Genomic DNA, 11520 nt, shown 5'->3' with positions numbered 1-11520 from the left:
GCGCTACTTGCGCCAGGGCCCGATCGACAGGCCCTTCAAATACAGGAGGCGGATGCCCATCCGCTTGGTGCCATTGCCCACGGTAAAGGCGGCCTCGCGAAACTTGGGCTTGCGATCGAGCAGCGTGATGCTCGGATTGTTGGAAAAGGCCCCGCCGTCGCGGCGGCTCATTTCCTTGTCATTGTCGAGATCGTGCTGCAGCGCGAAGGCATAAGTGCCCGGCCGCGGCACCGCGACACAGACATCGACATCGCCGCGCGAGGGCACGTCGACCGTGACATGATGGATTTTCTTGCCGCCTTCCAGCCAATTGTCGGGATTGCCGTCATAGAGCGACAGGCGGATCTTGCCGCGCTGCTCCTTGAAGCCCGAGACGCGGATCAGCACCGCCGGCTTGCCAGCATCGCAGGCGGCGATGTCGCCAAGGACGCTCACCGCGGCCTGCGCCGGACTGGCGAGCCCCGTGGCGGCCAGCGCGAGCAGTGCGGCACTTTTGACGGCAAACAGCGGTTTGGAGATCATTGACTTGGCTTCCGGGCTATGGGCACAGGGGGCAGCCGCGCCTCACGAGGCGCCCCAGCCGTCCCTTATGGTCGGAATTTGGGCATTTTCATGGTCGGTTGATGAACGGGAGAATAATGGCGCTGATCGACCGCTACCTCGGACGAGCCATTTTCGTCCCGCTGGTCGGCACGCTGCTGCTCGCGGCGATGCTGCTGGTGCTCGACAAGATGCTGCGCCTGTTCGACTTCGTCATCTCTGCGGGCGGGCCGGTCAGCGTGGTGTGGCAACTGCTCGCCAACATGCTGCCCGAATATTTCGCGCTGGGCATCCCGATCGGGCTTCTCCTCGGCATCCTCCTCGCCTTCCGCAGCCTCGCCCTGTCCTCCGAGCTCGACGCCTTGCGCGGCATCGGCGTGGGCTATGGCCGCATGTTGCGTGTGCCCTACATGTATGCGCTAGCGCTCATGGCGCTGAACCTCTTCATCGTCTCCTATGTCGAGCCCTATACGCGCTACAATTACGAAGGCCTCCAGTTCGATTTGCGCTCGGGCACGCTCGGTGCCTCGATCAAGGTCGGCGAGTTCAACCGCCTCGGCGACAATCTGACGCTGCGCATCGACAAGTCGGAGGACGAGGGCAGCGACCTGTCGGGCATCTTCGTCTCGCTGAAGACTGACGAGATGGACGTCGCCGCCACCGCCGAGCGCGGCGAATTCCTCGCCACCGACGATCCCGACACCATCATCTTCCGCCTCAAGAACGGTCGCCTGATCCAGGACGAGCCCGGCTTCGCCACGCCGCGCACGCTCGCCTTCGACAGCTACGACCTGCCCGTCAGCCTGCCGCAGGTCGGCAGTTTCCGTGAACGCGGGCTCGACCAGATCCGCGAGCTTTACCTGCCGGAGCTGACCCGCCTCGCCTATTTCACCCCCGAGGCCAGTCTCGACAATCGCCTCGCCGCGCGCGCCAACCTGCATTTCCGGCTCGTCGAGGTCATCATGATGCTGATGCTGCCGCTGCTCGCGGTCGCGCTCGCCGTACCGCCCAAGCGATCATCCTCCTCGCTCGGCATCTTCGTCGCCATCGTCACCGTCGTGACCTATCACAAGATCAACCAATATGCGCAGGGCGCGGGCGCACAGGGGCGCCTCAATCCCGAACTCGCGCTCTACACGCCTTTCTTCGCCTTCATCATCATGATCGGCTGGATGTACCACGTCATCGCCCACCGCCCCGGCGGCCAACCCATCGGCGCGCTCGAGGCCGCCTTCGCCTCCATCGCCAAGGCGGTGAAGAAGGTGCTGCCCAACCCGCGCGCCCGCGCGCTCGCCCGCCGCGAGGCCGAACGCAACGCGGGGGAGGCCGCCAGCTCATGATCAACATGGATTTCATGCCCTCGCGCCGCCTCGCGCTCTACATGGTCAAGCTGATGGTGACCCGCAGCCTCGCCGTGCTGGTGGCGCTGGTGCTCGTCCTCCTGATGCTCGATCTCTTGGGCGAGAGCGGCAAGATCCTCGCCATCGAGGGAAACAGCGAGGCCGACCTGTGGCGCTACGCCAGCCTGCGCCTGCCCATGCTCGTCAGCCGCTTCCTCCCCTTCTCGGTGCTCTTGGGCTGCCTCATCGCCTTTGCCGGCCTGAACCAGAATAGCGAAGTGATCTCGATGAAGGCGGCGGGCCTGTCGGCGCACCAGATCCTCGCGCCGCTGATCATCGCGGCGGCGGGGCTCGGCGGCCTCCTGTTCGCCTTCAACGAGGCGGTGGTGGTGGATTCCGCCCGCGTCATCAACGCGTGGAAGGACAGCGACTATGAGCCCATCCCGCCCGACACCGGCATCTATGCCAACATCTGGCTGGCGCAGGACGGCACCCTCGTCCACGCGCGCCGCGCCTCGGGTCGGGGCATGGACTTCCAGCTGTCGGGCCTCACCCTCTACGAACGCGAGGCGGGCAGCGTCGCGCGTATCGTCGAGGTCGAGCGCGCCCGGCCCTACGGCGATCGCTGGGCGTTCGAGAATATCCGCCGCTACGATGCCGAGATGAACCTCGTGACCGAGACGGCACGCGAAACCGGCCTTCAAGGGGTCGAACCCGCGCAGTTCCGCCTCGCCAAGGTCGATCCCGAGGCATTGAACATCGTCGAACTGGGCCGCACCATCGACGATCTCGAGGCCGCGGAGCTGTCGACCACCGTCGCGCGCGCGGGCTGGTGGCACAAGATCACGGGGCCCATCTCGACCATCCTCATGCCGCTGCTGGCCGCCGTCGCCGCCTTCGGCCTCGCCCGCTCGGGCCAGCTCCTGCTGCGCGCGGTGATCGGCATGGCTTTGGGCTTCGCCTATTTCGTGGCCGACAATTTCAGCCTCGCGATGGGCAATGCAGGCGTCTATTCGCCCCTGCTCGCGACATGGGGACCGGTGATGCTCTTCGCCGCACTGGGCGAAGCCATTCTCATTCGATCGGAAGAGTAAGCGCCGCCACGTCGGCGCAGCCGTTAGCGGCTCTTGAGCGTCTGACGCGCGAGGTTCGCGACCAGCGGCCACAGCCCCGTGGCGGTCGTCCGATGATAGGCCGACCCCGCTTCCAGTTCGCTCGACAGCCGCGCATGCGCCTTGCCGAGATTATGGTAAGGCACACCCGGCAGCAGGTGATGCAGCGCGTGATAGCGCAGGCCCACCGGCGCCCACAAAGCGGACAGGAGGTTGGGCGGCGGCACGTTGACACTGTCGAGATACTGCTCGGTCACCGACACCGGCTGGCGCTCGTCATTCTCCCACAGATGCGCGACCAGCGTGCGCAGCTGGTTCAAGCCCATCAGCGCGCAGGCCACCACCATGAAGGTGACGAAGGCCGACAGCGGCACCACCCCGCTCGCCACCGAACCGATCAGCAGCCAGCTCCAGATGACGCTGCCCACTTCCTGATAGGTGAATTGCCTGGCGAACTCGCCCTCGGGCCAGGCGCGGCGGAAATCGGGATTGATCTGCAGCCCCGAATATTTCTCGACGACCTGGCGGCGCAGGCGGCGCGAGAAGAAGCTCAGCGGTGCGAGCACGGCAAAGCGGAAGAGGAGCAGCACCGGCGCCAGCGTGCCGAACAGCATGAACAGCGGCAGGCTCCAGGGCTTCATCGAGGCAAGCGGCAGATATTCCGGGTCCTCGATGGTCCCGAACTTGGTCTTGGCGTGATGCTGGTTGTGGACACCCTCGTACATGAAGGACGGCGCGAACAGCGGTACCCCGACCAGCGCGTTCCACGCCAGCCGGAAATAGGGCAGGTCGCCACGCTTGATGTGCGAAATTTCGTGGATGAAGCTGCCGGCGCGATAGAGCGCCAGCGTCGCCATCGCCCCGAAGACGAGCTTGAGCGCCATCGGCCCGACGAGGATCGTCGCGGCCAGTCCGAGATAACCTAGCAGCACCGAGCCGAGCATGTCGGCCCAGAAGATGCGCGCATCGGGACGGTTGAGGTCGCGCGTCAGCTGCGCAGCGGCCTTGAGCATCGCCTTGTCGTCATTGCTTTTCTTCACCGCCTTGCGCACGGGCGCAGCCGTGCGGGCCGACGCGCCGGCCAGCATGAAGCCCGTCTCGGCGGGGGCGATGGTCTTGCTCTCGAAGGTCATGATGCGTGTCTCTATCTTGCGCCTTTTACCGCCAAATAGGGCAAGCTGATGGCAGCGGCCTGGATTTCGGTCTTTTATCAAAACGAAGCTGAAGCCAGGATGACAAATCATTCATTCGCGGTTAGCGCTTTGCGCCATGTCAAACGCGCTTCGCATCACGCCGGTCGAGGGCCGCGCCGACCTCGACGCCTTCGTCGATCTTCCATGGTCGATCTATGCCGATGATCCTTATTGGGTGCCGCCGCTGAAAGCCGAAGTGAAGGCCCTGCTGAATCCTCGGCAGAACCCCTGGTTCGGTCATGGCGAATTGCAGCTTTTCCTCGCCCGTCGCGGCGAGGAGGTCGTCGGCCGCATCAGCGCGCACATCGATCATTTGTGGATCGAACGCTATCCCGGACAGGGCCATTGGGGGCTGTTCGAGGCCAAGGACGTAGAGGCCGCCGCCGCGCTCATCGCCGCCGCCGAGGACTGGCTCCGCGCCAAGGGCATCGGCCAAGCGGTCGGCCCCTTCTCGCTGTCGATCTGGGACGAACCCGGGCTCCTCATCGACGGTTTCGAGGAAAAGCCGATGGTCATGATGGGCCATCATCGCCCCGCCTACGAGGGCTGGGTCGAGGCGGCGGGCTATACCAAGGTCAAGGACCTCCACACCTTCGCGCTCGATATTCGCATCGACATGATCCCGGTAATCGACAAGCTCATCCAGCTGGGTGAGAAGAACCCGCGCATCCGCATCCGCGACGTCGACAAGTCGAAATTCGACGAGGAAGCCGCGATCATCCTCGATATCTTGAACGACGCCTGGTCGGACAATTGGGGCTATATCCCGCTGACCGATGCCGAGATCGCTTATGCGGGCAAGAAATTGAAACCGATCATCGTCGAGGATCTCGTCAAGATCGCCGAAGTCGATGGCGAGGCGGTCGCCTTCATGCTGACCATCCCCGACATCAACGAACTGATCGCCGACCTCGATGGCAAGCTGCTGCCCTTCGGCTGGGCCAAGCTGCACTGGCGCCTGCGCCGCCCCATTACCAGCCGTGTGCGCGTGCCGCTCATGGGGGTGCGCAAATCGCACCAGAAGGGCCGCATGGCGACCCAGCTCGCCTTCATGATGATCGAATTCACCCGCCGCGTCTGCGTCGACAAATATGGCATCAACTGGGGCGAGTTCGGCTGGGTGCTCGAGGACAATCAGGGCATGATGAGCATCGCCCAACTCCCCGGGGCCGGCACCAACCACACCTATCGCGTCTACGAAAAAACGCTCTAGCGGTCAGTCCGCCAGCGTCGCCCACACCGGCGCGTGATCCGACGCCTTTTCCTCGCCGCGCGCCCATTTGTGGACCCCCGCCCCGGTCAGCCGGTCGGCCGCCGAGGGCGAGCATAGCAGGTGATCGATGCGGAACCCAGCATCGCGCTGCCACGCCCCGCGCTGATAGTCCCAGAAGGTGTAGAGCTTGGGCTCGTTCGGATGGAAACTGCGCAGCGCGTCGGTCCATCCCTGGTTGACGATCCGGCGAAAGGCATGCTGGCTCTCCGGCTGGAACAGCGCATCATCCTTCATCGCCGAGCGCGAGAATGTGTCGCGATCCTCGGGGATGACGTTGTAATCGCCCGCCAGCACCACCGGCGTCTCGCTCGCGAGCAGTTCGGCGGCGTGCAGCCTGAGCTTCTCCATCCAGTCGAGCTTGTAGCTGAATTTCTCGGTCCCGATCGGATTGCCGTTGGGCAGATAGATGCTGGCGACCCGCACCCCCTTCACCTGCGCCTCGATATAGCGCGACTGGTCGGGATTGGGGTCGTCGGGAAGCCCTTTCATCACGAGCTCGGGCTGCTCCCCCTTCGCGAGGATCGCGACGCCGTTGAACCCCTTCTGGCCGTGCCAGACGCCCGGATAGCCCGCTTCCTCGAACGCCGCCTTCGGCAGCGTGTCGTCGGCCGACTTCAGCTCCTGCAGGCAGACGATGTCGGGCTGTTCCTTGGCCAGATATTCGGTCAGCCGCTCGAGGCGTGCGCGGATGCCGTTGATGTTGAAGCTGACGATACTGGGCATCAGATCGAGAAGCTCGAGCCGCAGCCGCAGCCAGAGGCCGCCTGCGGGTTGGTCACCTGGAAGCTCGCGCCGCCGAGGTTCTCGACATAATCGACCGCGCTGCCTTTGAGGAAATCGAGGCTGACCGTGTCAACCAACAGCGTCACGCCGTCGGTCTCGCTAGTCACGTCGCCCTCCTCGGGCTCGCTCAATTCGAACCGATAGGTGAAGCCGGCGCAACCGCCGCCATCGACGCCGAGGCGCAGCATCGCGGGCTTGCCCTGCTTGTCGGCGATCGCACGCACGCGCGCGGCGGCGTTCTTGGTGAGAAGCGGAATATCCATGGCCCCGATGTAAGAAGGGCGGCTGCCCCCGGCAACCGCCCTTCTTGCATTCCTGTGGTCGCGAGGCGCTTACTGCGCGCCGCCGCCCACGCCGTGCATCATGTCGCCCTCACCACCATCGCGCATGGCGACGAGGTAATCGGTCGATTCCATGAAGGGGATCGGGTTGACCGAGCGACCGTCGATGCGGACCTCATAGTGGAGGTGGCTACCGGTCGAACGGCCGGTCGAGCCCATCTTGCCGATCTGCATGCCGCGGGTGACGCGCTCGCCGGCGCGAACCTCAACCTTCGACAAGTGGGCATAGCGGGTGGTGATGCCATTGCCATGATCGACCTCGATGAGGTTGCCATAGCCGCCCGAGTTCCAACCGGCGCGCTTCACGATGCCGTCGGCGGTGACGAGGATCGGCGTGCCGACCGGGCCGGCAAGGTCGATGCCGCCGTGACGGGCACGGCGCTTCTTGAACGGGTCGTTACGCGTACCATAGCTCGAGGTCAGGCGCGCGGCTTCCACCGGCTTGGCCGAGGGCACGGCGATCGCGCTGCCCTGAAGATTGTCGAGGCGCTTCCAGCTCTGGAACAGCTGGGCGAAAGTTTCATCGCCATTGGCGGCGGCTTCGAGCGGACCGCCGACGCCGTCGACGCGGTCGGCGACACCGAGGCTCTCGAGCTCCTTGACCTGCGCGGCATAGCGTTCATCGAGCAGGCGGCCGGCCATTTCGGCGAGCACGCGCTGGCGGGTCTCGACCTTCTCATGGAAGGCCAGTTCCTGTTCGAGGCTCATCACCTCTTCGCGTTCGTTGAGCAGCTGCGCGGTAGCGAAGCCCGACCAGCTGGTCAGGCCGAAAACCATGGCGACGGCGAAAATCTGCGAGATCGCCGACACCTTCAACCGCGTGACCTTTTCACCGTCACGCAGGAAAATCTCGCGATTTCGAAAAAGCCCGCCCTTCAACATCGACATGAAAGCCATGATACCGCCCGCTCCAGTCACTCGTGCGACCCCTCCCCCGGGAGAAAATCGCGTCCAATACAATGGAGGGCCCCATCCCTCCCGCTCTCGCCGTGAAGGTTCACAGCGCTTTGTCGAGGGTGACCCTGTCCTGCTTTGGTTAAGAAACTCAAGCGCCTGTTCCCAATAAGGGGACGAGTCGATGAGACGAAGCGATGAGTTGAGGCACCGATTACATTAGATTAACTTTTTAACGCAGATTTAACGCAGTAATCCGTTGTTCTTGTTAAATTTTAACGGGCTAAAGTCCCGGCTATCTTCTTGGTTCAAAGGGGCTTAACACCGTCTCGGGACACGCCGCCCCAACGCGGCGCGCCTCTCTGGGAGGAGAGTTTGATTGAACAAGCCTGACGTGCGCCCCGCGCGCCCTTATTTCTCGTCCGGCCCCTGCGCCAAGCCGCCGGGCTGGAGCCCCGACAAGTTGCACTTGGGCGGCCTCGGCCGATCGCACCGCGGTGCGGTTAACAAGGCCCGCCTCGCGCATTGCATCGCGATGATGCGCGACTTGCTCGAACTGCCCGATTCGCACCGAATCGGCATCGTGCCCGGCTCCGACACCGGTGCCTTCGAAATGGCGATGTGGACGATGCTCGGGGCGCGCCGCGTCACCGCCATGGGCTGGGAGAGCTTCGGCAAGGACTGGGTCAAGGACGCGATCGAGCAATTGAAACTCGATCCCATCGCGGTCGAGGCCGATTATGGCGACCTGCCCCATCTCGACGAGGTCGACTGGACCACCGACGTGCTCTTCACCTGGAACGGCACGACCTCGGGCGTGCGCGTGCCGAACGGCGACTGGATTCCCGACGACCGAGAGGGCCTGTCCTTCGCCGACAGCACCAGCGCGGTCTTCGCCCACCGCCTGCCGTGGGACAAGATCGATGTCGCCACCTTCAGCTGGCAAAAGGTCCTCGGCGGCGAGGCTGCGCATGGCGTCCTCATCCTCGGCCCGCGCGCGGTCGAGCGGCTCGAGAGCTACAAGCCCGACCGCCCGTTGCCCAAGCTGTTTCGCCTGACCAAGGCCGGCAAATTGAACGAAGGCATCTTCACCGGCGCTACCATCAACACCCCCTCGATGCTGTGCGTCGAGGATGCGATCCATTCGATGGAATGGGCCAACAGCATCGGCGGCTTGGACGGCATGATCGAGCGCGCCAAGGCCAATGCCGCCGCGGTCGATGCGCTGGTGCAGGCGCGCGACTGGCTCCATCATCTCTGCCCCGACCCCGCGCTGCGCAGCCGCACCGGCGTCTGCCTCACGCTCGACGCCGAACCGGCGCGCGCCAAGGCGATGGTCAAGCTGATCGAGGACGAGGAGGTCGCCTACGACTTCGGCGCCTATCGCGACGCCCCTCCGGGCTTTCGCATTTGGTGCGGCGCCACCGTCGACAGTGCCGACATCGAGAAACTCGGCCCGTGGCTCGACTGGGCGTGGGCACAGACCGCCTAAACTCAAAGCGTCGCCCCAGCGAAGGCTGGGGCCCATGCCTGCGACTTGATGCAGGCGAGACGACATGGGTCCCAGCCCGCGCTGGGACGACGAACAAAAGGATCACCATATGACCGTCAAAGTCCTCATCGCCGACAAGATGGACCCGCGCGCCGCCGAGATTTTTCGCGAACGCGGCATCGAGGTCGACGAGAAACCCGGCCTGTCGCCCGATGAGCTGAAAGCCATCATCGGCGAATATGACGGCCTCGCCGTGCGCTCGGCGACCAAGCCCAATGCCGACATCCTCGCCCACGCGGACAGGCTCAAGGTCATCGGCCGCGCCGGGATCGGCGTGGACAATGTCGATATCCCCGCCGCCACCGCGCGCGGCATCGTCGTCATGAACACCCCCTTCGGCAACTCGATCACCACCGCCGAGCATGCCGTCGCGCTGATGTTCGCGCTCGCCCGCCAACTCCCCGAGGCCGATGCCTCGACGCAGGCCGGCAAGTGGGAGAAGTCGCGCTTCATGGGGGTCGAGCTGACCGGCAAGACGCTGGGCCTCATCGGCGCGGGCAATATCGGCTCGATCGTCGCTGCCCGAGCGCAGGGCCTCAAGATGAAGGTCGTCGCCTTCGATCCCTTCCTCACCCCCGAACGCGCGCTCGACCTCGGCATCGAGAAGGTCGATCTCGACACGCTGCTCGCCCGCGCCGACTTCATCACGCTCCACACCCCGCTCACCGACGAGACGCGCAACATCCTCTCGCGCGAGCGGCTCGAGCGGACGAAGAAGGGCGTGCGCATCGTCAATTGTGCGCGCGGCGGGCTGATCGACGAGGCCGCCCTCAAGGACCTGTTGGAAAGCGGCCATATCGCCGGCGCCGCCCTCGACGTCTTCAAGGAAGAGCCCGCCAAGGACAGTCCGCTCTTCGGCACGCCGGGCTTCGTCGCCACCCCCCACCTCGGCGCCTCGACCACCGAGGCGCAGGTCAATGTCGCCATCCAGGTCGCCGAACAGATGGCCGACTACCTCCTCCTTGGCGGCGTGACCAACGCCCTCAATTCACCCTCGATCAGTGCCGAGGAAGCCCCGCGCGTGCGTCCCTACATGGGCCTTGCGACCAACCTCGGACGCCTCGTCGGCCAAGTGCTGGGCGAGGATGTCTGCGCCATCTCGGTCGAGGTCGAGGGCGCGGCCGCCGAACTCAACATCACCCCCATTTCGGGCGCCGTGCTCGCCGGGCTGATGGGCAGCTATTCGTCGAGCGTGAACATGGTCAACGCCCCCGTGCTGGCCAAGGACCGCGGCCTCGACGTGTCCGAGGTGCGCCACAGCCACGAGGGCGACTTCCATACGCTTGTGCGCGTCAAGACGACCCTGAAGGACGGCTCCAAATGCTCGGTCGCGGGCACATTGTTCGGCAACGCCAACCCGCGCCTCGTCGACATGTTCGGCGTGACGGTCGAGGCAGAACTGGCCGGCCCGATGCTCTACATCGTCAACGCCGACGCCCCGGGCTTCATCGGTGCGCTGGGCTCGACGCTCGGCGATGCGGGCGTCAACATTGCCACCTTCGCGCTGGGCCGCCGCGACATCGGCGGCGAGGCGCTGGCGCTCATCGCCATCGATTCAGAGCCCACTGCCCCGCTGCTCGACGCGCTCCGCGCCATCCCCGACGTCAAGCGGGTGGTGCCGCTGCGCTTCGACTAGCAGAAATCGGCGGGGTCGGGCCCCATGCGCCCGGCCTCGCCCTGGTCCATGCCGTCGATCCGCCCCATCTGTTCGTCCGACAGGCTGAACGACAGCGCCGAAAAATTGTCCTCCATATGCGCGCGGCCCGAGGCCTTGGGGATCGCCGACAGCCCATGCTGGAGGTGCCAGCGCAGCACGATCGCGGCGGGCGACTGCCCGGTTTCCTCGGCCAGCGCCTGTAGCACCTCGTCGTCGAAATGCTTGGCCCGCCCTAAGGGCGACCAGCTTTGCGTCACGATGCCGAGCTCGTCATGGAAGGCGCGCAATTCGCGCTGCTGGAAGGCGGGGTGGCATTCGACCTGGTTGACGCAGGGCGCGAAGTCCGTCTCCTCGACCAGTGCCTCGATCTCCTGGCGGCGGAAGTTCGAAACGCCGATCGACTTGGCCCGCCCGTCCTCGCGAAGCTCGATAAACGCCTTCCACGTATCCAGAAACTTGCCCTTGTCGGGACAGGGCCAGTGGATCAACACGAGGTCGACATCCTCGCGGCCCAGCCTGTTGAGGCAGTGGCCGAACGCCGTCTTCGCCGCCTCATACCCCTGATCGTCGTTCCACACCTTGGTCGTCAGCCAGATGTCGCCGCGACCCTCGAGCCCCGACCCCACGCCGCGCTCATTCTCGTAGATCGCCGCCGTATCGACGAGCCCGTAGCCGACCTCGAGCGCGCTGCGCACCGCCTCGGCCGCATCCTCCTCGTCGATCTTGTAGGTGCCGAAGCCCAGCTGGGGCATCGCGCGATCATCGTTGAGGGTGAGCATCGGCTGGTCGGTCATGAATGTCTCCTTTGCCCCTCCAAGAGCCGAACCCCGGCCAG

General features: G+C 65.0%; 11 protein-coding genes. 5 read left to right on the top strand and 6 right to left on the bottom strand.

From position 1 onward, the window contains the following. Nucleotides 1-3 precede the first annotated feature (3 nt). The gene (locus NUW51_RS12555) at nucleotides 4-522 is read right to left on the bottom strand and encodes a DUF2141 domain-containing protein (RefSeq protein ID WP_265587853.1); all 519 of its coding nucleotides are present in this window, start codon (nucleotides 520-522) and stop codon (nucleotides 4-6) included. Nucleotides 523-635: 113 nt separating this feature from the next. Here NUW51_RS12555 and NUW51_RS12550 point away from each other — a divergent pair, with 113 nt between their 5' ends. Then, on the top strand, nucleotides 636-1880 hold the full coding sequence (locus NUW51_RS12550; RefSeq protein ID WP_265587990.1) for an LptF/LptG family permease: 1245 nt from the start codon (nucleotides 636-638) through the stop codon (nucleotides 1878-1880). Then, nucleotides 1877-2974: an LPS export ABC transporter permease LptG gene (lptG, locus tag NUW51_RS12545; protein ID WP_322597096.1), complete on the top strand. Its 1098-nt coding sequence runs from the start codon at nucleotides 1877-1879 to the stop codon at nucleotides 2972-2974. The genes NUW51_RS12550 and lptG overlap by 4 nt, the downstream gene beginning before the upstream one ends. Nucleotides 2975-2997: 23 nt before the next feature. Here lptG and NUW51_RS12540 read toward each other — a convergent pair whose 3' ends face one another. Next, the gene (locus NUW51_RS12540) at nucleotides 2998-4125 is read right to left on the bottom strand and encodes a fatty acid desaturase family protein (protein ID WP_265587852.1); all 1128 of its coding nucleotides are present in this window, start codon (nucleotides 4123-4125) and stop codon (nucleotides 2998-3000) included. A gap of 136 nt (nucleotides 4126-4261) precedes the next feature. Here NUW51_RS12540 and NUW51_RS12535 point away from each other — a divergent pair, with 136 nt between their 5' ends. After that, complete coding sequence (locus NUW51_RS12535; RefSeq protein ID WP_265587851.1) at nucleotides 4262-5398, top strand: N-acetyltransferase; 1137 nt, start codon at nucleotides 4262-4264, stop codon at nucleotides 5396-5398. A 3-nt stretch (nucleotides 5399-5401) separates the two neighbouring features. On the opposite strand, the gene xth is transcribed toward NUW51_RS12535, so the two are convergent. The 3 genes from xth to NUW51_RS12520 all read right to left on the bottom strand — a co-directional run bounded on the left by xth (nucleotide 5402) and on the right by NUW51_RS12520 (nucleotide 7479). Further along, nucleotides 5402-6181 (bottom strand): exodeoxyribonuclease III, encoded by a 780-nt coding sequence (xth, locus tag NUW51_RS12530; protein ID WP_265587850.1) that lies wholly within the window; start codon nucleotides 6179-6181, stop codon nucleotides 5402-5404. Then, nucleotides 6181-6504, bottom strand: coding sequence for a HesB/IscA family protein (locus NUW51_RS12525; protein WP_265587849.1), 324 nt, complete (start codon nucleotides 6502-6504; stop codon nucleotides 6181-6183). Before NUW51_RS12525 ends, xth begins: the two co-directional genes overlap by 1 nt. 69 nt (nucleotides 6505-6573) lie before the next feature. Further along, a complete protein-coding gene (locus tag NUW51_RS12520; RefSeq protein WP_265587848.1) occupies nucleotides 6574-7479 on the bottom strand; it encodes a M23 family metallopeptidase in 906 nt (301 codons plus the stop codon). Nucleotides 7480-7855: 376 nt separating this feature from the next. On the opposite strand from NUW51_RS12520, the gene NUW51_RS12515 reads away from it, so the two are divergent. Further along, the gene (locus NUW51_RS12515; RefSeq protein WP_265587847.1) at nucleotides 7856-8968 is read left to right on the top strand and encodes a phosphoserine transaminase; all 1113 of its coding nucleotides are present in this window, start codon (nucleotides 7856-7858) and stop codon (nucleotides 8966-8968) included. Nucleotides 8969-9077: 109 nt separating this feature from the next. Further along, nucleotides 9078-10664, top strand: coding sequence for a phosphoglycerate dehydrogenase (serA, locus tag NUW51_RS12510; protein ID WP_265587846.1), 1587 nt, complete (start codon nucleotides 9078-9080; stop codon nucleotides 10662-10664). Here serA and NUW51_RS12505 read toward each other — a convergent pair. Then, nucleotides 10661-11479: an aldo/keto reductase gene (locus tag NUW51_RS12505; RefSeq protein ID WP_265587845.1), complete on the bottom strand. Its 819-nt coding sequence runs from the start codon at nucleotides 11477-11479 to the stop codon at nucleotides 10661-10663. The genes serA and NUW51_RS12505 overlap by 4 nt on opposite strands. Between the last annotated feature and the right edge of the window lie 41 nt (nucleotides 11480-11520).

It is taken from the genome of Sphingomicrobium arenosum (assembly GCF_026157085.1).
Taxonomy (GTDB): Bacteria; Pseudomonadota; Alphaproteobacteria; order Sphingomonadales; family Sphingomonadaceae; genus Sphingomicrobium; species Sphingomicrobium arenosum.
Note: the sequence above shows the minus strand (reverse complement) of the source record. Positions and strands in the feature narration are given on the sequence as shown.